This is a genomic window from Pseudochrobactrum saccharolyticum (genome assembly GCF_008801715.1).
Taxonomy (GTDB): Bacteria; Pseudomonadota; Alphaproteobacteria; order Rhizobiales; family Rhizobiaceae; genus Pseudochrobactrum; species Pseudochrobactrum saccharolyticum.
In genome coordinates, this window is sequence record NZ_VZPG01000004.1 from 10,342 (window position 1) to 33,588 (window position 23,247).

The 23,247-nt window shown below is 49.2% G+C and carries 13 protein-coding genes; 12 read left to right on the forward strand and 1 reads right to left on the reverse strand.

The annotated features are described in order from the left end of the window. The first annotated feature begins 227 nt into the window (after positions 1-227). The 5 genes from F7P81_RS12420 (at position 228) to F7P81_RS12440 (ending at position 11,969) form a co-directional block, all read left to right on the forward strand. The gene (locus F7P81_RS12420) at positions 228-3,479 is read left to right on the forward strand and encodes a S41 family peptidase (protein WP_170265278.1); all 3,252 of its coding nucleotides are present in this window, start codon (positions 228-230) and stop codon (positions 3,477-3,479) included. Positions 3,480-3,620: 141 nt separating this feature from the next. Then, positions 3,621-7,055, forward strand: coding sequence for an autotransporter family protein (locus F7P81_RS12425; protein ID WP_246176121.1), 3,435 nt, complete (start codon positions 3,621-3,623; stop codon positions 7,053-7,055). A 125-nt stretch (positions 7,056-7,180) separates the two neighbouring features. Beyond that, on the forward strand, positions 7,181-7,873 hold the full coding sequence (locus F7P81_RS12430) for a response regulator transcription factor (RefSeq protein WP_116088960.1): 693 nt from the start codon (positions 7,181-7,183) through the stop codon (positions 7,871-7,873). Beyond that, positions 7,870-9,720, forward strand: a complete 1,851-nt coding sequence (locus tag F7P81_RS12435) for a sensor histidine kinase (protein ID WP_246176122.1) — start codon at positions 7,870-7,872, stop codon at positions 9,718-9,720. The genes F7P81_RS12430 and F7P81_RS12435 overlap by 4 nt, the downstream gene beginning before the upstream one ends. A gap of 689 nt (positions 9,721-10,409) precedes the next feature. Then, on the forward strand, positions 10,410-11,969 hold the full coding sequence (locus F7P81_RS12440) for a D-aminopeptidase (protein WP_151159756.1): 1,560 nt from the start codon (positions 10,410-10,412) through the stop codon (positions 11,967-11,969). 42 nt (positions 11,970-12,011) lie between these two features. Here F7P81_RS12440 and F7P81_RS12445 read toward each other — a convergent pair whose 3' ends face one another. After that, positions 12,012-12,896 carry a LysR substrate-binding domain-containing protein gene (locus tag F7P81_RS12445; protein ID WP_075655878.1) on the reverse strand — a complete coding sequence of 295 codons (885 nt, stop codon included), beginning with the start codon at positions 12,894-12,896 and terminating at the stop codon, positions 12,012-12,014. A gap of 224 nt (positions 12,897-13,120) precedes the next feature. Here F7P81_RS12445 and F7P81_RS12450 point away from each other — a divergent pair, with 224 nt between their 5' ends. From F7P81_RS12450 to F7P81_RS12480, 7 genes are all read left to right on the forward strand, one after another. Next, positions 13,121-14,314: a 2-aminoethylphosphonate--pyruvate transaminase gene (locus F7P81_RS12450; RefSeq protein WP_151159757.1), complete on the forward strand. Its 1,194-nt coding sequence runs from the start codon at positions 13,121-13,123 to the stop codon at positions 14,312-14,314. Between the two features lie 54 nt (positions 14,315-14,368). Continuing rightward, positions 14,369-15,628 (forward strand): phosphonoacetate hydrolase, encoded by a 1,260-nt coding sequence (gene phnA / locus F7P81_RS12455; RefSeq protein ID WP_151160006.1) that lies wholly within the window; start codon positions 14,369-14,371, stop codon positions 15,626-15,628. Positions 15,629-15,721: 93 nt separating this feature from the next. Next, on the forward strand, positions 15,722-17,179 hold the full coding sequence (gene phnY / locus F7P81_RS12460; RefSeq protein WP_183956653.1) for a phosphonoacetaldehyde dehydrogenase: 1,458 nt from the start codon (positions 15,722-15,724) through the stop codon (positions 17,177-17,179). 116 nt (positions 17,180-17,295) lie between these two features. After that, on the forward strand, positions 17,296-18,648 hold the full coding sequence (pbfA, locus tag F7P81_RS12465) for a (R)-1-hydroxy-2-aminoethylphosphonate ammonia-lyase (RefSeq protein ID WP_033316041.1): 1,353 nt from the start codon (positions 17,296-17,298) through the stop codon (positions 18,646-18,648). A 201-nt stretch (positions 18,649-18,849) separates the two neighbouring features. Beyond that, positions 18,850-19,872 (forward strand): putative 2-aminoethylphosphonate ABC transporter substrate-binding protein, encoded by a 1,023-nt coding sequence (locus F7P81_RS12470; RefSeq protein WP_022711017.1) that lies wholly within the window; start codon positions 18,850-18,852, stop codon positions 19,870-19,872. 187 nt (positions 19,873-20,059) lie between these two features. Further along, positions 20,060-21,223 (forward strand): putative 2-aminoethylphosphonate ABC transporter ATP-binding protein, encoded by a 1,164-nt coding sequence (locus F7P81_RS12475; RefSeq protein WP_121991674.1) that lies wholly within the window; start codon positions 20,060-20,062, stop codon positions 21,221-21,223. Next, the gene (locus F7P81_RS12480) at positions 21,220-23,244 is read left to right on the forward strand and encodes a putative 2-aminoethylphosphonate ABC transporter permease subunit (protein ID WP_151159758.1); all 2,025 of its coding nucleotides are present in this window, start codon (positions 21,220-21,222) and stop codon (positions 23,242-23,244) included. Before F7P81_RS12475 ends, F7P81_RS12480 begins: the two co-directional genes overlap by 4 nt. The last annotated feature ends 3 nt before the right edge of the window (positions 23,245-23,247 follow it).

Sequence of the window (23,247 nt, forward strand, 5' to 3'; positions counted from 1 at the left end):
AGAAAAATTCTGCGCCTTCTGCCAATCTTGCCAATGTCAGAACAGTTAGTTTTACAAAAACAGGCAGTAATTGTGCAGCAATTTGTGAGAAATCAGAGGTAGTGAATGCTTCATTGTCGACACTTGGTATGGGTGTTTCAACGAATGGGGCAGTTTGGTTCTGGTATCACTAAATATGGCGTGAATGAAAATTTCAGCCTGAAATTCTGATGGAGACGGTCATGATAATGCAAAAATTCGTAATTTTTACTGCATTACTAACCCTGACCGTGATTGCCCCCAATCAAACAAAAGCCGATTTTGACGGTGAGCCGGCGCGCTGGATTCAAAAGCCGGCGCTATCACCAGATGGCAAACTGATTGCCTTCACCCATCGCGGTCAGGTTTTTCTGACGGATAATGATGGCGGGTTGTCAGTCGCAGTTTCACCGGCCAATGCTTATAGTCATAGTGTTGTCTGGGCTCCGGATTCTCAGCGGCTGGCTTTTGCTTCAGATGTGAACGGCAATGATGATGTTTATCTGGCTGATTTTTCGGGAAAATTGCAGCGCATGACCTATTCATCGGCGAGAGAAGTACCGACGAGTTTTTCTCCTGATGGTAAAAGCGTACTTTATACGGCTCTTCGGCTAGGAGATGCACAACGCAGTGTGCAGGGGGCTGCAAGTTGGAAGCCCCAGCTTTACGCCGTAAATATTGCCGGCGGGCGCGAGTCACTGGTGCTGCCAAATTTTGCGCTTGAAGCCAGTTGGAATCCGAATGCTACCAAGTTGGTTTATAGTTATGATCCGTCAGGTGACCCCATAGAGCGCCAGCACAGAGTTGCGGCAAATGCCCGTCAATTATGGAGCTATGAGCGGGCTAGCGACAAATATGAGCGTTTTTTTGCTGTTGATGGCATTGATCGGCTTGATCCGCATTGGAGTGCAGATGGTCAATCGCTTTATTATCTGTCTGAAGCTTCCGGCTGGCTAAATGTCTGGAAGCTAAATCTAGAAAATAAGCGCGAAGAGCAGCTCACCCATTTCGAGGGCTCTCCGGTGCGCGACCTAACCGTTGCTGATAACAATACAATTGCCTTTTCTTTCAATGGTCAGGTCCATACGCTCGCAGCGGGTGCGGATAAAGCAGAGCTGGTTGATATCAATACGCTGGAACAGGGGATGAACCATCTCGTGAATTATCAAGCGTTGAGCAGTCAGAATTTTCAAAGCTCTCCCGATGGGCAGTATTTTGCACTGATAATCAATGCAGATGTTTTTCTTATTGATTTGAAAGGTAATTACCGGCAACTGACTAAAACAGCAGGCGAGGAACGCGATATTGTTTTCTCACCTGATGGTCGTATGCTAGCCTATGCGGCAATGCGCGATCATAAATGGGGCATTTATGGCATTGATCTTTCTGAAGATCAGGCAAATGGCAAGCTTGGCCTGACCTACGATGAAGTTCCGCTTGTTGTGTCTGCCAATAGTGATGCTCTCGATCCTAAATTCTCCCCTGATGGGAGTAAATTGGCTTTTTGGTCGGATCGTCGCGAGATCAAAGTCTTGGATCTGACCAGCAGAGAGATTGCCACGCTGTATCAGCCGACAGATTATAACTCGGATTACTTTGATAGAAATGGTGAGTTCAGCTGGTCTCCGACCTCAAAAGATTTACTTGTTCCATGGCGTAGTATTGATGGATCAGGATTGAATCGTGTTGCAATCGTTCCCGCTAATGGCAGTGCCCCGATGCGCCCCCTGGCACTGGCTGTCCCTAATTTTTATGATGGCTTGTGGAGTGCGGATGGCACACAAATTATTGGTTTAACGACGCTTTATACTGCACGCAGCGCTGATAATCGCCATCAGAATTCGCGCTTCGATCTTTATCGCGCCTTTTTGTCTGGGCAGTCACGGCAGGATTTTCTGGCAAATGCCAAGGATGAAACCGATCCGAATGATGGGGAGCAACTGCTCACCCAATATACGCCGGATCGTCAGCGCAGCTTTTTGCTTGAAGAGCGCTTGACCAGTAACTTGCCAAAAATGGAATTGCTGGCCACAGCACCGGATGGTAAAAATTTGCTGGGTTTTTCGGCAATAGATGAGGGGCTGTCGGTGAATTTGATAGGCCTTGAGAATGGTGATATACAGGAAGTTACAACAATTCCGGTGGCTAATCCTTTAGAGATACAATTCATCCGCCACAACCCTGCTATACAAACAGTTGATATTAAAACACCCACGCATATCATCCGAAGCTCTATAGAGGATCCGGCGCAGAGGGTGGAAATACCGCTTAAAATCTTGTTCAGCCGAAATGAAAATGCTGCGTTGAACGCCGCCTTTGAACAGGCTTGGGCTGATATTAATGACCGTTATTATGATGCGGCACATGAAAACCGTGACTGGCAGCAGATCGGTGCCAAATACCGAGCTTATCTGCCCTCTATTGCCGGACCGCGTGATCTTGAACGTCTACTGGCCGCCATGTTTGGCGAACTGTCAGCTTCGCATCTCTTTACGGATATGACGGCACCTGATCCTGCCCTTGTTGGAATGGGAACACAGAATGATGCTTTGGGGATTTATCTGGATAATGATTACAACGGTGCAGGGCGCAAAATCGCCGCCATCCTGCCCGGCGGACCGTTAGATCGGCAAAAACTAAATATTGGTGCAGGTGATATCATCACCTCGATTAACGGACAGCTAGTTCCGGAGGCTGGTGGTATTGACCGTTTGCTTGATATCAATGCGGGACGGCAGGTCGTTATTGGTGTAGCGGATAACAGTGATAATGGCGAGCGTCTTATTGAGGTTACCCCCATCCATTGGCGTGACGAATTGATTTTGGCCAGTAAAAATCTGAGCGATAATCGCCGTGCTATAGTCAGTAAGCTTTCTCGCCAGTGTATTGTCTATCAGTCTCTGGATGCGATGGATAATGACAATTACCTGTCGTTACTCGGTGCTTTGCTGTCACAACGAGGTCTTGCGAAAGCTGCCCTGATAGATGTTCGATCCAATACTGGTGGTAACTTGACACGTGAATTGATCACGCTGCTCAGTGGTACACCAGCCTTCAGCTACGGAGTAGATGACCGTCCTCGTGAAGACGGCCCTGACAATGTCTGGCTCTGGCCAAGTGCAGTATTGGTTGACAGTTTCAGTTATTCTGATGGGTCAATTTTTCCGCAAGCCTATCAGGATCGTAAACTTGGCAAAGTGATTGGCGATGTGCTCCTCAATACGGGTACCGCAGTAACTACCGTCAACAGCAAAATCGTACCCGGACTGCAATATAGATTTCCGGTTTTGCCTTATCGGCATGCTGACGGGCGCAAATATGAAAATGGTATCATTACACCGGATATCGTCGTGGAATTCGATCCAAACCGCTACAGTATGACGTCTGATCCGCAATTGGAGGCGGCAGTGGCATCATTGATGCAAGACATCGGTGCTGACAGCGATTGCCGGGATAACTAGCTATCACTTGAAAACACTTTTTATAGTAAAACTACCAGTTTTCAGGGATGGATTTACAATAAAAATGACGACATAGATTAGAATAAGACACTCTGTCTAAGACAATGTCATGCTGGGAATGCAGCATTTGAGGGGAAAGCAATGACATCCAGACTGATCGACAAACTGACCATGTCAACTTGTCTGGCCACAGGTGCTCTCTATGGGGCAATGATTAATCCTGCAGTTGCGATAACCACGCATGTGGTCAATGACCCGCAAGGCACGCCCTTTATTCAATTGCGGTTTTTCGATGTGGGGGATGGTGATTTTGATGTTAATAATCAGTCGACTTGGAACATCACTGATATATATAAAAATCAGATTATTAACGCGACAGGCTATTGGTCGGAAATTATAAAACTTGTACCAGGTGAAAATCCTGCAATTATTAATGTGGGTACTAATACAGCCGATTGGGGCGCGGCGGCTTCAAGTCCGAATGCGACTATGCAAAATGGTTCCCCCACAACTGTGCAAGCAGCATTGACCAATCAGTATTATACGAACCTGACGAATGGGGCGCATGGTTATATTGTGGTTGCGAATAAAGTCGGGACTGAGGATTGGTCACAAGCTCCATATACGCCGTCTCATATTGCGCTGACAGCTGAAACATCACTCGGCACAGTGCTTATTCATGAAATCGGCCATGCTCTTGGTATAGCTGCGAATGCTTTTAGCTTTTTCGATGATGATAACGGTGTTCAAATCGCAGGATTTGGCGGTGGATTTGATGCTTGGAGCACGCATTTACGTGACGATAATGATAATGCAGCAAGACCAAATCAATGGATAAACTGCAATGGCTGTTGGCTTCCTCCCGCAGCAATTGCTGATGCCTTTGATGTCCGTAAAGATCAGGCCTATTTTACCGGCGCCCATGTGAGCGAGGTACTGAACGGGGCGATGAAGGGGCTGCCTATGCGTGTTGCCACGGATTACGGGCCCTATGATTCCCCTTTATTCGGCCATATCGAACTTAAAAACAGTTTGATGAGCCATCAGCTATATCGCAATTATAGCACGCTGATGGAAGCAGAGCTCGCAGCTTTACAAGATATTGGTTACACAATCGACCGACGTAATTTCTATGGGCATTCTGTTTACGGCAACGGACTGACCATCATCAATAATAACCCGTATTTTGGACGGAATGCGGAAGGCACAGCCTATATCAATAATACATATAATACTGCCACTTTGGGCTTGGGACTTCATGTCTATGGCAGTCATAATACTATCACCCAGAATGCCGATTTACTGTCCGTCGGGTCTGGCGGCGGTGGCATCCGTGTCGATGGCGCAGCCAATAATCTGATTGTTGCCCCTGATGTGAGGGTTCATGCCAATGGTGCGAATGGCCGTGGCATCATGTTTGCTTATGGTAAAGATCACACATTAACCCATCGTGGTGATGTGCAAGCAATGGGTGAAAATGGTATCGCGGTCAGCTTTGATTTTGGTCATAACTCGCGTGGTGACGGAACGGGCTATCGTGGCTCTTATATTCTGGAACTTGATGACAGAGTGGAGGATCAGCGCGCCGCTATTACTGAGGAACTGAATGGCCCACTTGTTTCAAGTTTCGATCTGACCGGCCGTGTTGCAGGTAACAAGGCTGCCATTTTCATGTCAGAAAATGCCTTGGTGGGACAGATCAATGTCATGCAGGGGGCGAGCATTTTCGGGGATATTATCTCTGATTATTATCAAACAAATGAAGATGGCCATCTGCGTTTGACGGAGCTGAGTTTCGGTTTGAAGGCTGATGCACAAGGGAATTCGACTGGCACAGCTGATACGGATTTCAGACTGGCTTACGGTGGCAATATCAAGGGCAAGAATATTTCGCTGCATCTTAATGGCGGCACGACACTGTTGACTGGCAACCATCAAGTCTTTGATGTCGGTGTGGCGCAAGCAGCAACGCTTTCCGGTCAAGGGATTTACCAGATAGATGCAGCCCAGCAGTTCCGCAATAGCGGGATATTAAATCCTTCTGTTGCTGGAGCAGCAATCACCATTGACGGAAATTATGCTCAGTCAGCTACCGGCACCTTGCAACTCGCATTCAATGATCAGTCTGACATCAGCAGCCTAATTGTAAACGGTAGTGCTGGTCTTAATGGCACGATCAGCTTTGCACCTGATCTGGGTTATTATCGCGATGGTTTCACCGTCACTTCAAACGAGTGGTTACAAGTGGACGCAATGAGTGGTAACTTCACAAATGCTAACACCACATTGACCTCGCCGACACTTAACGCGAGTGCGACAGATAATGGTAATCTGTCTTATACCGTATCATTGAGCCGTGATGCGAATGCCTATTCGCAATATGCGGGAGATAGTGAAGACCGTGAAGTTGGCGCTGCATTGGATAGTCTCGCCAATAATGCTGCGACAGAGTTTAAACCATTGTTCGCAGCACTGGATTTTTCTGAATCTGACGGCTCAACTGTTCGCTCAAGCCTGCCGCAACTAAGTGGTGAGGCCTATGCATCCGCAAGTGGCGTTTTGCTCAATGCCAGTGGCATCACCCGGTCATCGGTCAATAATCGCCTGTCTCAGGCATTTGGCGGTACACCGGTTAATCCGGTGTCTGTGATGGCCTATGGTCCGGCAGCTAAAACCAGTCAGGCAGGCAATGCCATTGATCATGTTGCTCCGGTTAATGCTGATGATCTTCAGCGCTATGCCGCATGGGGGGCAGCATTCGGCAGTTGGGCCACACAATCTGCTACAGATAATGCCGCACGCACCAAGTCGACCATTGGTGGGTTCATCACCGGTATTGACGGTGATGTTTATAATAATTGGCGACTTGGCATTATGGCCGGATACAGCCGTTCAACTTTTAAAACACCAAGCCTTTCTTCATCCGGCTCCAGCGATAATTACACGCTTGGTGCTTATGCGGGCACTGAATGGGCGACCGGCCAAGGTTCCATCGGTTTCCGCTCAGGGCTTTCCTATTCCTGGCACAATATCGAGATGAGCCGCTCGGTTGCTTTCAATGGCTATTCCGACAAGCTGTCAGCTGATTACAATGGCGGTACGTTTCAGGTGTTTGGCGAGTTGGGCTATAAGCATGATCTCAGCCCGCGCGCGATCATCGAGCCTTATGCCAATCTTGCCTATGTCAATGTCAGAACGGATAGTTTTACCGAAACAGGCCATAATGGTGCAGCGCTCAGCGTACAGTCCGGTACGATGGATACGACACTCTCAACCCTCGGCATGCGTCTCTCAACCAGCTTTGAGCTTGGTAATACACTGACAACCGCACGCGCTGATCTTGGTTGGCGACATGCTTTTGGCGATGTGATCCCGTCATCGACTGCGAGCTTTGCTGCAGGCTCCAATGCGTTCACAGCATCGGGCAGTCCGATTGGCAAAGATACCGCACTGATTGAAGCCGGACTTGATTTCGCCATTACGAAAAATTCCAAACTTGGTGTCTCTTATCAAGGACAGTTTGGTTCAGGCATCACTCAAAACGGCGTGAATGCTAATTTCAGCGTGAAGTTTTAGACTGAGTAAGAATAAACTGGATTTGGAGAGCTGCATGTAGGTAAATTTAGCCGTTAAGTTTCATGTGGGTAAATTATCTTGTATTAGATTGTGTAACCCTTACGGCCTTCTTGAGGAGCCAACCTATGTCTTTAGGTGCAATAGCAATCAATCTAATTTTGCCTGCGCCGGTACTTATCGTTGAGGACGATATGCAGGTTCGCTTGAGGCTGGAAAATCTTCTACTACAATTTGGCTATAAAATTGATGCCCTTATTTTTGCTGCTTCACTGAGTGAAGCGCGCGCGCAATTGTCAGATCAGCCAGTCGCCTTGGCGCTGATTGATATTGGCTTACCGGATGGTAGTGGTATCGATTTGATATCCGAGCTGAATACGAGTGATCCTGGCCTCTCCATTTTGGTTATCTCGGCATGGGCCACAGAGGACGTCATTCTAGGTGCCTTGCGTGCCGGTGCTGTCGGTTATGTGCTTAAAGAGCGGGATGATCTGGAGATTGCTATTGCATTGCGTAGTGTTTTACGCGGGGGTGCGCCAATAGATCCTTTTATTGCAAAGCGCATTATCGATGAACTGCCTTCCAAGGCACTGGAAAAAGACGGAGACAATAAAGACTTGTGTCAGCAAGTGCTGACCGCACGCGAAAATCAAATTTTATTGTTGGTCGCCGACGGACTTGGCAATAAGGATATTGCAGACCATCTTTCTTTGTCGCGCTATACGGTTGAATGCCATATTAAACATATTTACCGAAAACTCGCAGTCTCTTCACGCACACGTGCTATTCATGCGGCGAGAGAGCGCGGTTTGTTAAAGTGAAGTGGCTGCTTATTATATGGTTCAGCCTTATTGCTATGCCTGCTTCGGCAGAGACCACTTCAGCGCAATGTTCCGCAGAGATCATTGATATTTCTGCCGCAAAAGCTGGTCCTGATGGACGTAAATCTGAAAATTTACGGTGGGAAGCCGTAACTTTACCAAATTATTGGAACCAACTGCATTCAGAATATTCAGATGAAGTTTGGTATCGCATTCATTGGCGACAGACATGTTCTGAAGCAGGCCATAATCCTGTTGCGTTGTTCATACAGACAATCAATATGGCCGGAGAGGTTTTCGTTAATGACCATTTTCTCTGGCGTGATAAGAATCTGACAGAACCATTATCGCGTAGCTGGAATATGCCGCGCTATTGGGTTCTGCATAATGCATGGCTGACTGAAGGTATCAATACACTTTGGGTTAAAACTGTTGGTGTCAAAGGACAAGCACTTGGGCTAGGCTCTGTTATCATTGGTGAGCCAACGCAGGTCCAAAGTATTTATGACAACTACTGGTGGCGGCAACGTACTTTATATGTTGCAAATGTGATAGTTTCCGGCGTTATCGGTATCTTGTTTTTTTGTATCTGGATCATACGCCGTGATCAGACCTACTACGGGTGGTATGCATTTTCGTCACTGTTCTGGCTTGTCTTCATAGCTAATATTCTTGTGACCACGCCTTGGCCTTTTTCGAATTCTGTAACATTCGTAAGAGTTAACGCAATTGCCTTATTGCTGAATATTGCATGTTTTTGCATGTTTACATTGCGCTTTGGCGAGCTGGTTTTAAAGCGTTATGAGCGTTTTTTATGGGGGATTTTCAGCGTATTTATTGGCGCACTCATTCTTACACCACAAGATTATCTTGGTGCGATCCAAATATCAAGTGTACTCGTTGCGTTAGGCTTTTTCTTGTTTAACTGTGTGCAGTTTCCGGTATTGACGTTTCAAAAGCGCAATAACGAATATTTTTTGTTCTCAATTTGCTTATTAGTACTTTTTGTGACAATTCAGTACGATGCGTTGCTCCTCTTTCGGCCTGATCCGGAAAAATTTCCAATATTGCCATATGCGAATATTGTCATCACATTATGCCTGGCGGGGATACTGGGGCTGCGTCAGGCGCATAATGTCAGACGCATTGAACGGTTTAATGTTGAATTAGCCGAGAGCATTGCGAACGCACGTTCAGAACTAGCCGTTACATTAGAGCGAGAACATTTCTTAGAGCTAAAAAATGCAAAATTAAGAGAGCGTTTGGATATCGCCCATGATCTTCATGACGGTATCGGTGGAACGCTCGTTCATATGATGGCAAAAGTTGAACAAGGCAGTGAGCAGGTTCACCGTCCTCAAGTCATTTCAATGTTGAAATTGCTTCGGGATGACTTGCGTCAAACCATCGATCATAATTCCAGCCCTAGCACTAAAGTTCCAGCTACGCCGCAGGAATGGATTGCCCCGTTACGTCATCGGTTTAGCATTCTTTTTGATGAGCTTGGCATTAAGTCCGACTGGCAATTTCCATCGGCTTGGCGGAGTACACCCAGCACATTACAATGTCTTGCACTCACACGTGTTGTTGAGGAGGCATTAACAAATCTCATAAAGCATAGTCGAGCGCAGCAGATGTGCTTTCGGTTGCAGCAGCAAAGCCCAAATGAACTCGTACTTGAATTGGAAGATGACGGTATCGGATTTGATGTTTTAGCGGTACAAACAGCCAATATCAGTGTTGGTATGAGAAGTATGTCAACAAGAATTCTCAAAGTCGGTGGCAAGTTAGAAATTTCATCAACGCCAGGAAGAACCGTCGTAAAAGTGATTATTGCACAACTTTAATTTCCGATAGTCACGGACATTAAAGTTGTGCCAGCTATCTTGTCTCTCCATAGACCAGCTAGCTGATAAGGCGGCTAGATATCTATCAACGCAACCTTTTAAGTGTGTTTAGGCGCGGTAGTGGCGTGCTGCGCGTCTCCGCTTATGACATCTAGTAAAATAGCTATATTTTCTAATGTAGCACTGAAAATTTTAGTAACGTGTCTTCTACAAATGGAAAGCTATTTGTGTGACATCAATTCGGTTGCGTATTCTAATGGATAAGGCTTAAATTTCAATTGAGAATAAGTGTCGGTATCGGTAGTTGCGTGCCCCCGCAACCAAACAAACAGCCCGCTCTTTGAGCGGGATTTTTTTTGGTAACGGGTCGTAGATTTTAAGCCTAGTCAGGGGCCCGCAAGGAGGCAAAGCCGACAAAGCGGGATACAAAACCACAAATCCTGCAAACAAAAAACCAATCCCGAAACAAGATCTCATAAATCCCCCAAGCTCCGGCAGAAATGCGCGGGGCTTTTTTGTGTTTAAAACATGCAAGAGGAGGGGAGGTGTGGTTGGTTTAGTAGCTACTTTGCAGGTTGTTTAATGCTCATGCCTGATCCTGCGGCATTACAGGCAGATAATCCCTCTTGAGCTGTGAAGGTGAGTGGCTTATGCCTGAGTGCAAAGACACATAAGCGGGAATGAAATTTATGCAAGCCGTTGATAAATCAGCAATTGATACCGTGCTGCTGAGCCTCTCCGAACAATATAAAGGACCGGGAGGCGTCGCTGCAGTTCTCAAAGATGGTGAGGTTATAGCGAAGCAGGTTTGGGGCTATTCTGATCTGGAGAAAAGGGTGCCGATGAGTGCGGCGACCATGATGCCGATCTGTTCCGTCAGCAAAGAATTTACCTGCGCAGCTTTGTTGGATATCTTTGGTGAAGCCTCTGTTCTTGATGATGCGCTTGCTAGCTATCTGCCTGACTTTGAAGGCAAACGCCCTGCGATTGCTGATTTATGCAACAATCAGTCCGGCCTGCGGGATTACTGGGCGCTGACAGTGATCAGTGGTGCCGATCCGGAAGGTGTTTTTACGGCAGATGATGCACGTCAGCTTCTTGGAAAAATCCGGACAACCCATTTTGAAACCGGTACACATTATTCTTATAATAACGGCAATTTCCGTCTGCTGTCTTTTTTGATTGAAGAGAAAACCGGTCGTTCACTGGATGAACTTCTGCGTGAGCGTATTTTCCTGCCTGCAGGCATGAAAACTGCCGGACTTTTCCCTAACACATCTATAACGCCTGGCGATGCAATCGGTTATGAGGGCAATATTGTCTCCGGTTTTACACCGGCAGTGAATAATATTCACTGGAGCGGGGATGCAGGCGTTTGCGCCTCTCTGGATGATATGATTGCGTGGGATCAGTTTATTGATGCAACGCGTGGTGATGAAAACGGTATTTATAACCGTTTGTCCCGTCCGCAATTTTACACGGATGGTAAACCGGCTTGTTACGGCTATGGCCTTAACCATGTCAATTTCGACAATGTTAAAATTACCGGTCATGGCGGGGCGTTGCGCGGCTGGCGCTGCCAGCGGTTCCATGCGGCTGATGCACGTGTATCTGTTATTGTGATGTTTAATCATCAGGCCAGCGCCTATGGTGCAGCTGAGCAGTTGATGCGTGCTGCTTTAGGCATCCCTAAAGCGAAAACTGAAGTTCTGCCTGTTGATGCAGGTTGGTATGGAAATTATTTTGATTCAGCCACGAAACTGAGTCTTAGCCTTACACCGGCTGTCGGCGGGCAGGTTCATGCGCGGTTTGGTACATCACCTGAAATGATGGATATGCAGGCCGATGGCAGTTTGCAATCTTCGGGAATGGTTTTGCAGCGTAAAGGTGATGAGATTGCTCTCCGTCGCGATGGGGAAAACCTCTCCGCAAAATTACATCGTGTTTCCGGAAACGGGCGGCAAGATATTGCCGGACGCTATCATTGTGCGGAAATGGATGCTGATTTTGTCTGTGAAATTGCAGGCACTGCCGCCTATGCAGCATTTGAAGGCTTTTTAGGTAAAGGGCCAATGCAACCGCTTTATGCGATTGCTGAAGATATCTGGCTTTTGCCATGTCAGCGCGGAATGGATGCTCCGGCGCCGGGAGACTGGACTGTGGTGGCCGAACGAGATGCGTCCGGTGCGATCTCGGGGCTGACAATCGGCTGCTGGCTTGCCCGCGACATAATCTATAAAAAAGTTTGATATTGATACCCCGCCGGATTATTCTGGCGGTTTTTTTACTTGTTAATTCTTGATAATATTGTGTGTATCACTTTCGGAAGCAATTTTAAAAAAAGCATTGATGAGCGTGCCATTGCTGCGTTCCTGAAGGCAGATCAGTGTTTCATCCATCAGCTCTTCACGCGTATTGATCGAAAGCGGATGCAAGCGGCTGTCATTGCTGAATTCGGCTAATGAAACAAAGCCGATACCGGCACCGCCTGCAACAATCTCACGAACGGCCTCGCGTCCTTCTGCCTCAATAGCAGGTTTCAGCACGACATTTTTTTCAAGCGCGAGATCTTCCAGTTTTTGACGTGTTTTTGAGCCTTTTTCACGGAAGACCAGTGGCCATTGCAGCAGTTCTGCGAGATCAATATTAGAAAAACGGCTGAGCGGATGATCTCTGGCGACAAAGGCGATGATCGGCGAAGAGTTCAGCTTATGGATGAGAAAGTCCCTTGCTTTGGGTACTTCGCCCAGCACGCCGATATCTGCTTCATAGCGATAGAGACTCGAGATAACTTCCTCACTATTGCCGGTTTGCACGCTGATTTGTACCGAGGGATATTTCTCCCGAAAGGCTCCGAGAATACCGAGAATATGGTGTGCTGCATCGGCCATAATACGCAATTTACCAGCACGCAGCACCCGCGATTCTGACAAGAAATCCAGTGCCTGCTGTTCCACTTCGAAGAGCCGGTGCGTGATCTCCAGCAGCTTTACACCGGCATCGGTCAGGCTGACTTGTTTCTTATGACGGTTGAAAAGCAGAACATCATATTCTTCTTCCAGTTTGCGCACCTGATCGGAAATAGCAGGCTGTGTCAGACATAAAGCTTCCGCAGCGCGGGAAAATCCGCCGGAAATTGCCACATAATGAAACGCCCGTAACTGAACATAGCGCATGGATTTCTCCTGATGCCGAGTGTTTTCTGACTGTAAAACGAACTCTAACACAGAGGAATTCCGGCACAAGTTATATCTGCAAAACTTATAGATTGATTTGAAATAACGATTTTACAAATAATTACCTTTGCCCGAGGATGAAGCAAATCCGCATTTATGCAAGCTATCCGGAGGGACAGGAAATGCAATCAGCCGGTGAAAAACGACCGCAGTCAGGAGCAGATATGCTTCCGCACTGGAAAGCCAATCAGTTTCTGGCACCGGCATTGGGAGAACCCTATTTGCTGACACCGGGGCCATTGACCACCGATTATGCGGTGAAGCAGGCAATGCTGCGGGACTGGGGCTCATGGGACGGTGATTTTCGGGCAATGACAGCTGAAATGCGTGAGCGTTTGCTGCGTGTTGCCGGTGATGACAAGCATGAATTTGATTGTGTGCCGATACAGGGCAGCGGCTCCTTTGCTGTTGAAGCGATGCTTGGTACATTTCTTCCGAAAGACAGCAAAATTCTGGTGCTGATGAACGGTGCCTACGGGCAGCGCATTGTGCAGACACTGAATTATCTGGGGCGTGCTCATAGTAAAATTGACAAGGGAGACTATCTCCCGCCGCGTGCCGATGAGGTTGCGCAGGCGCTGGATGCCGATCCGGCAATCACCCATGTGATTGTGGTGCATTGCGAAACCAGCTCCGGCATCCTCAATCCGGTCGCGGAAATCTCAGAGATTGTTTATGCCAAGGGACGCAAGCTGCTGGTCGACAGTATGAGTGCTTTCGGTGCGGTTGATCTGAGTGTGAATAAAATCCGCTATGAAGCCATGGTCTCCTCGGCCAATAAATGCATCGAAGGTGTGCCCGGTTTTGGCTTTGTGATTGCCCGTAAAAGCGTGCTGGAAGCCGCTAAAGGCAACTGCCATTCTCTGAGTCTCGACATATATGAGCAATGGGCAACGATGAATAAAACCGGACAGTGGCGCTATACACCACCGACCCATGTGGTTGCTGCGTTTCTGGTTGCCTTGCGAATGCATGAAGCCGAAGGCGGTGCTGAAGGACGCTTGGCACGCTACACCAATAATCGTGATGTGATGGTGGAGGGGATGCGCCAGCTGGGTTTTGAAACACTGCTGCGTGACCGCTGGCTGTCGCCGATCATCGTTACCTTCTTCAATCCTGCTCATCCGAAATTCGAGTTTTCCCGCTTCTACGATCTAATGAAAGCAAAAGGCTTCATCATTTATCCGGGCAAGCTGACAGTTGTCGACAGTTTCCGTGTCGGCTGTATCGGGCGCATGGACGCCAATATTATGCGGCAGGTTGTTGCTGCCGCCGCAGACAGCCTGACAGAAATGGGTGTGGACACAGCTGCCCCGCCAGCCGCCGCACTGGATGAACGCGCCAAGCTCGCAGCCTGAGTTTTAAATTTAAAACAGCAGGTTAGCGTAATGCCGCCTGCGGAGGATAATGAAGTGAACAAGATGACCAAGGTAACCGTAACCGTGAACGGCCGTGATTATAACTGGCCGAACGTCCCCGCTATCGCGATCTGCCTTGACGGCTGCGAACCGGCTTATCTGGATGAGGCAATTGCTGCGGGGCTGATGCCGACACTGAAACGCATTAAAGAAACCGGCACGGTACGCACCGCCCATAGTGTTATTCCGAGTTTTACCAATCCGAATAATCTTTCCATCGCCACGGGGCGTCCGCCTGCTGTGCACGGCATTTGCGGTAATTATCTTTATGACCGCGAAACCGGTACGGAAGTGATGATGAATGATGTGCGCTTTCTGCGTGCGCCGACCGTTTTCAAAGGCTTCTATGATGCCGGTGCGAAAGTCGCTGTAGTGACCGCCAAAGACAAGCTGCGGGCATTGCTTGGGGCAGGCCTGCAATTCGGAGATAATCGCGCGATTTGTTTTTCGGCAGAGCGTTCCGATACGACAACGAAAGCGGAAAACGGCATTGATAATGCATCGCAATGGCTGGGTATGTCGGTGCCGGAGGTTTATTCCGCAGAGCTTTCAGAATTTGTTTTTGCTGCCGGTGTGAAGCTGCTCAAAACTTTCCGGCCAGATGTGATGTATCTGACCACAACAGACTATGTGCAGCATAAATATGCACCGGGTGTGCCGCAGGCCAATGCATTTTATGAAATGTTCGACAAATATCTGGCCGAGCTGGATGCTTTAGGCGCGGCCATTGTGGTGACGGCAGATCACGGCATGAAGCCGAAACATAAGGCTGATGGCTCACCGGATGTTGTCTATGTGCAGGACGTTCTTGACGACTGGCTGGGCAAAGATGCCGCGCGGGTCATTCTCCCGATCACAGATCCTTATGTAGTGCACCACGGCGCGCTTGGTTCTTTTGCAACGGCCTATCTGCCGGATGGTACGGATATCGGTGATATTATGAAACGGCTGGCGGCTATTGAAGGCATTGATGTGGTGCTGAACAATGCTGATGCTGCTGAGCGTTTTGAACTGCCTCAAGACCGTATCGGCGATATTGTTCTGGTGTCATCGGAGAATAAGGCCATCGGCACCAGCGAGCATCGCCATGATCTTGCAGCATTGAATGAGCCTCTGCGCTCGCATGGCGGGCTGACAGAACAGGCCGTGCCTTTCATTGTGAACCGTCAGATGCCGGAATTGCCGGAAGCACCGGTTCTGCGTAATTTTGATGCGTTTTTCTATGCGGTTACAGCTGCGGTAGCTCAGCAGTAAATTGAGGAGAAACATTCCCCCGTGCCGGTAAACCGATCTCTGATTTTAAAATCAGAATGGTTTCCGGTGGGGTGAATTGAAGGGAGAGCCTTTGTGGTGAAGCCGGAAACAATCATTAAAACCAGACATGAGCCTATGCGTATCGCCGGTAAAAAGGTCGATGCAGATGCCGTTTTTGATGTGCATTATCCTTACACAAATGCGGTCATCGGTACGGTTCCGGCAGGGCGAGCTGAACATGCCCGCGAGGCTTTCAGGATTGCCGCAGCCTATAAGCCGAAGCTGACACGCTATGAACGGCAAAAAATCCTGCTGCGTACAGCTGAATTGCTGGTGGCGCGCAAAGAGGAAATGGCTGATCTGATTACTTCGGAATTGGGCATCTCCAAGATGGATTCCTATTACGAAGTAGGCCGTGCCTATGACGTGTTTACGCTCGCAGGGCAGATGTGCCTGCATGATGACGGTGAGATATTCTCCTGTGATCTGACACCACACGGTAAAGCCCGCAAGATTTTCACGTTCCGTGAGCCATTGCGTGCGATTTCTGCAATCACGCCATTCAATCATCCTCTGAATATGGTTTCGCATAAAGTGGCACCGGCGATTGCCACCAATAATTGCGTGGTGGTAAAGCCGACCGAACTGACACCGATGACCGCATTGCTGCTGTGCGATATTATGTATGAAGCCGGATTGCCGCCGGAAATGCTGTCGGTGGTGACAGGCCTGCCGAAAGATATCGGCTCGGAAATGATTACCAATCCGGATATTGATCTGATTACCTTTACCGGCGGCGTTCCGGTCGGCAAGATGATTGCCAATACTGCGGGCTATAAACGCACAGTACTGGAGCTCGGCGGTAATGATCCGCTGATTATTCTCAATGATTTGAGTGATGATGATCTGGCAAAAGCGGCCGATCTTGCTGTGGCGGGGGCGACGAAAAACTCCGGCCAGCGCTGCACAGCCGTGAAACGTATTTTGTGTCAGGAAAGCGTGGCCGATCGTTTTGTACCAATGGTGCTGGAGCGGGCAAAGAAAATACGCTTTGGTGATCCGATGGATCCGAAAACAGAACTCGGTACCGTCGTCCATGAACAGGCGGCCGCACGGTTTGAAAAACTGGTCTATATGGCAGCTGAGCAGGGGGCAAAAATTCTCTATGATCCGGGTCGTCAGGGCGCTTTGCTGCCACCGATTGTGGTTGACGAAGTACCGCACAGCTCGGAGCTGGTAATGCAGGAAACTTTCGGGCCGGTTATTCCGATTATTCGCGCACCGGATGATGATGATGCGCTGATTGCGCTGTCTAACTCGACAGATTTCGGTTTGTCATCGGGTGTCTGCACCAATGATTACCGGCGTATGCAGAAATATATCCGCGGGCTCAATGTCGGCACGGTCAATATCTGGGAAGTGCCGGGTTACCGTATCGAGATGTCGCCTTTCGGCGGGATTAAAGATTCCGGCAATGGTTATAAAGAAGGCGTGATTGAAGCGATGAAAAGCTTCACCAATGTCAAAACCTTCTCGCTGCCATGGGATTGAGACGCGGGAGAAGGGCTTAAAACAAGGTTCGCGATACGTAAAATGCAATAAAGTATAACAGGCATACGTATCGCAACCGCCACATTATCTGAAAACCGTTCGGGGAGGCGGCGAGTATGAAACTGGCAGTGCACACAGAGGGCGAGTCCAACCGCTCCGAGGCAAGGCAGCGATGGCAGGCGCAGCAAAACAGTCCTCATATGGAGGAAGTGCTGCGCCGTGATGCGGATGTTTTTCTGCATCAGAGTCTTTCCAGCCCTTGCCTCACAGCGATTGTTAAGGCGCAGGGTATCTGGATTGAAGATGCCAACGGGCGCCGTTTTATGGATTTTCACGGCAACAGCGCCCATCATATCGGCTATGCCCATCCTAAACTGATTGCTGCTGTGAAGCAGCAAATGGATGATCTGAGTTTTGCACCACGCCGTTTTACCTGTGAACCGGCGATTGAACTGGCTGAAAAACTGGCAGAAATAGCACCGGGCAACTTGGGAAAAACGCTGTTTACCACCGGCGGATCAGATGCGATTGAGGTGGCGCTGAAAGTGGCGCGGGCAGCCACAGGACGGTTTAAAACCCTGTCTTTCTGGGATGCCTTTCACGGGGCTGGCTTTGGCGCCTCTTCAGTCGGAGGGGAAGCAACATTCCGTTCGGGTATTGCAGGGCCTTTATTGTCGGGCGCAGAACATGTGCCGCCTTTTGCCTGTTATCGTTGTCATTACAAGCATAAAGGGCCTGAGAGTTGCGGTATTGCCTGCGCGGATATTGTGTCTTTTGTGCTGGAACGCGAGGGTGATATTGCCGCTGTGGTGGCAGAGCCGATGCGCGCCACACCCTATCCACCGCCGCCCGGTTTCTGGCAAAAAGTACGTGAGGCCTGTGATCGTCACGGGACTTTGCTGATTTTTGATGAAATTCCAACCGGACTTGGCAAGACGGGAAAGTTTTTTGCGTCTGATCATGATGGTGTGACACCGGATATGATTGTGCTTGGTAAGTCGCTGGGTGGCGGTATGCTGCCGATCGCGGCGGCAATTGTGCGCCGCGATCTGGATGTGTGCGGTGATTATGCGATCGGGCATTACACGCATGAGAAAAATCCGGTGACGACACGCGCCGCACTCACCACAATTCAGATTATTGAGGAAGAAGGGCTGGTTCAGCGTGCGGCCGAGCTTGGCCAATATGCGATGAACCGTCTTCGGGAGTTGCAATTGCGCTCACCGCATGTGGGAGATGTGCGCGGTCGTGGCTTGCTGTTCGGCGTGGAATTGGTGCGCGACCGGCACAGCCGTGAGCCGGATAATGCACTGGCTGAGGCTGTTTATTATCGCTGTCTGGAGGGCGGTGTCAGCTTCAAGATCAGTCAGGGCAATGTGCTGACCTTGTCGCCACCGCTCATCATTACTCAGCAGGAGCTTGAACAGGCACTGTCCGTTGTCGAAAGAGCGATATTGGAAGGCGCATAGATTTTTCTGTCCGGAAGAAACGCCCCCTAACCTATAAGTTTTGGAGGGCGATGTATAAAATAAATAGATTTTACTTATTGAACTGCGGTTCGCACTATGAGGAGCCATAAGAGGGAACAGCCTGCAAAAGCAGGTATAAAAATAAGCAATCAGCTATCAAACACATAACAAAAAGCTGATATAACAATGGGGAAATATGAAATGAAAAAGCATCGCGCTTTTATTCTGTCCCTTGCTGCCGGTATTGCTTTGGCATCAAGTGCTTATGCACAAACAGAACTGACTGTTTATACTGCTTTTGAAGCGGTTGATCTGCAACGCTTTGCAGAAGCTTTTAATAAAGATCATCCGGATATTAAAGTGAACTGGGTACGTGACTCCACAGGGGTTATGACCGCCAAGCTGCTGGCCGAGAAGAACAATCCGAAGGCAGATATTGTCTGGGGTATTGCGGCCACATCGCTGCTGATCCTTAAAAATGAAGGTATGCTTGAGCCTTATACGCCGAAAGATGTCGACAAGCTGGATCCGCGTTTTGTGGATAAGGATCGTCCGACCAGCTGGATCGGGCTTGATGCCTATGTGGCCGCGGTCTGTTTCAATACGGTTGAAGCAGAGAAACTTGGCCTAAAACCGCCGGCAAGCTGGAAAGACTTGACCAAGCCTGAATATAAAGGTCATGTGGTCATGCCTAATCCGGCATCGTCCGGCACCGGCTTCCTCGATGTGTCATCCTGGTTGCAGATGTTCGGTGAAAAGGGCGGCTGGGACTATATGGATGCCCTGCATGAGAATATCGCCAATTACACGCATTCCGGCTCCAAACCGTGCAAAATGGCCGGTGCAGGTGAAATACCGATCGGTGTTTCCTTTGAATTCCCTGCCTCTCAGGTAAAAAGTGCCGGTGCGCCGGTGGATATTATCTTCCCTGAAGAAGGTTCCGGCTGGGAGTCCGAGGCCGTGGCGATTATGGCCGGTACAGCGAATATGGATGCCGCCAAAACCCTGATGGACTGGACACTGACACCGAATGCCATGGAAGCGCTCAATAAGAGTTTTGCCGTGGTCGCGTTGCCGGGTATTGCCAAGCCTGTGGAACATATCCCTGCTGATCTCGAAAAGAAGATGATTAAGAATGATCTGGAATGGGCGGCGAATAATCGCAAAGCCATTCTGGAAGAATGGTCGAAACGGTACGATTCAAAATCTGAATCCAAAGGCTGATCGGAACGCTGTCTCATTGAGCGGCAGAATTTCTGTCTTCATATGGTTTCGGACACAGACCGGTTCCCGTGTTTTCCGAAGCTGCTCTAACAGACACGCATAATGCGACTGCGAACGCGGGCTTTTCCGCGTTCGTTCAGGGAGTGTGACCATGTCAGTCCAGAGGAATGAATTCGTGAAACATGAAATGGCTACAGATGCTGTTCGTATCGGTCAGCAGGCATATAATGCCGGCGATGCGGCAGCAAACAGACAGGAATATCTCAAGGTTGACGGCCTCTGGAAAGCTTTCGGAGAGTTTTATGCGCTGAAAGACATCAATCTGGAAATCAGAGAAGGCGAATTTATCTGTTTTCTCGGGCCTTCCGGTTGTGGCAAGACCACATTGCTGCGTGCCATTGCAGGGCTGGATCTGCAGACAAGGGGGACGGTTCATCAGGCTTCCAAAGATATTTCCTGCCTGCCGCCTGCCCAACGCGATTATGGGATTGTTTTTCAGTCCTATGCTTTGTTTCCCAATCTGACCATTGAAAAGAATATCGCCTTCGGGCTTGAAAATATGAAGAAATCACGCGCCGAGATTACGCAGCGCGTTGCCGAATTGCTGGAACTGGTGGGACTGGCAGATCAGGCGAAAAAATATCCTTCACAACTTTCCGGTGGGCAGCAGCAGCGTATTGCGCTGGCAAGGGCGATAGCGATTTCTCCAGGGCTTTTGTTGCTTGACGAGCCGCTTTCCGCGCTTGACGCCAAGGTGCGTGTTCATCTGCGTCACGAGATTAAAGAATTGCAGCGCAAGCTCGGCGTGACAACAATCATGGTCACCCACGATCAGGAAGAAGCGCTGGCAATGGCTGATCGTATCGTGGTGATGAATAAAGGGACAATCGAACAGGTTGGCACACCGCTTGATGTGTATCGCCAGCCAAGCAGCCTGTTTGTGGCCGATTTCATCGGAGAGACCAATAAATATCCGGTCACGATCGGGGCGGATGGCACCGCATTTTCCGGTGATCTGGTTCTGCAATGCAATGAACATAATCTGCCGGAGGGCAGCGAGGCGGTTGCAGTCATCAGGCCGAATGATGTGATCCCCCATGGCCGCGCTGTGGATGCGAGTTCCTCTGCCGGAAACGGGGAAAATCTGATTGAGGTGCAGATTGAAGCCATGGAATTTCTCGGCTCTTTCTGGCGCACGCATATGCGCAGCACCTATTTACAAAACCAGCAGCTGATTGCCGACTTTTCCATCAATGCGGAGCGGCGCCTCGGCCTGACAGAGGGTATGACCATTCTTGTTGAATTGCCGAAAAGCCGTTTGCTGATTTTTGACGGAAAGGGCAGGCGATGAGTGCTGTAAGCGATTATTCTGCTGCGCCGCTCATGCCGGCAGGCAAGGCTATCCGTCAGAAGGTCAGTTCGGACGACTGGATCAAACGCGGTATGATGCTGATTATCGGCGCGTATCTGCTGATAACATTGGCTGCGCCGCTCTATGTGATGCTGTCCAAATCTTTTGCCAGTTACCAGTTTCAGCTGGAAAATTATGAAGTGCAGGTTGGTGATGGCAAAGGCAACTGGGCTCCTGCTCAGTCTTTGAGCCAGCTGAATGCCGGTTTGAAAACCATTTCAGAAGATGAGCTGGCAACCTCCAATAGTGGTCGTTTGTCTCCGGTGGCCTTGTTTCCGGAATTCAGCTTTCGCGGGCCAGAGCATTATCGCATCCGTGGTTTGACGGATAACAGCCGGTTTCTGATCGGCTCTGCTCCCTATCAGGGGCAGGAGTGGCAGGAGGTGGATTCCAATAATTTCCGCCGTGTCATGCTGATGCCGCATCAAACGACAGGGCTGGATAATTACCGCACTTATTTTTCATCACCGGCGCTGTTTCAGTCGATCAGGAATTCTCTGGTGATCGCGCTGGTCAGCATGGTGCTCACCGTTTCACTGGCTTTTGGTTTTGCCTATGCGCTCAACCGTTCCAAAATGCGCTTTAAAGGCTTTTTCAAGCTGGTGGCGGTGATGCCAATTCTTGTGCCGTCATTGCTGCCGGGGATTGCGCTGATCTATCTGTTCGGTAATCAGGGAATTTTGAAAGAGCTGCTGTTCGGCCTGCCGATTTACGGACCTCTGGGCATTGTGCTGGGATCGGTGTTCTTTACGTTTCCCCATGCGCTGATGATTATCTCAACGGCTCTGGCTGTGTCGGATGCCCGTCATTATGAGGCGGCAGATTCCCTGCGGGCAAGCAAATGGCGCACATTCTGGACTGTGACAGTACCGGGTGCCCGCTATGGTTTGATTTCAGCAGCTTTTGTGGTGTTCAATCTGGTTATCACAGATTTTGGTCTGCCAAAGGTTATCGGCGGCCAGTATAATGTGCTGGCGGTGGATATTTATAAGCAGGTCATTGGCCAGCAGAATTTTGAAATCGGTGCGGTTGTCTCTGTAATGCTGCTGTTTCCCGCTGTGATTGCCTTTGCCGTCGACAGAGTTATCCAGCGCAAACAGGTTGCTCTGTTATCTGCGCGTGCGGTGCCGTTTGCCCCGAAAAAGAAACCGCTGTTTGACAATCTGTGCCTGCTTTATTGCGCTCTGATAGCTGTTTTCATCACCGGTCTTTTGCTGGTCTGCCAATTAGCGGCCATCGTAAAATTCTGGCCTTATGATCTGAGCTTCAGCCTGCGCAATTTTGAGTTCGGGCGTATGGATGGCGGTGGCTGGAGTTCCTATTATAATTCTATCCAGCTGGCTTTTCTGACGGCGATTATCGGAACAGTTGTCGTGTTTGTCGGTGCCTATGCGGTTGAGAAGACCGAGGGCTTTGCCAAAGGCCGTGCCTTGTTTCAGTTTCTGGCCATGCTGCCAATGGCTGTGCCGGGTATGGTGCTGGGGCTTGCCTATATTTTCTTCTTCAACAATCCGGCCAACCCGCTGAGCACTATTTACGGGACAATGATAATTCTTGTCATCTGTACCGTGACGCATTTTTATACAGTGTCCCATCTGACAGCGCTGACCGCACTGAAACAAATGGATCCGGAATTCGAGTCCGTTTCGGCATCGCTCAAGCAACCATTCTACAAACTATTTGCACGGGTGACCGTGCCGGTATGTCTGCCGGCCATTCTGGATATTTCAATCTACCTGTTCGTCAATGCGATGACGACAGTCTCCGCCGTGGTGTTCCTGTATTCTGCTCATACTACGCTGGCTTCCGTGGCCGTGCTGAATATGGATGATGCTGGGGATGTGGCACCCGCTGCCGCTATGGGGATGATGATCTTCTATACCAATGTCGCGGCACGGCTTGTGCATTATGGCTTGTCGCAAATGCTGCTGCGCAAGACACAGAAATGGCGGGGCACCTGACAG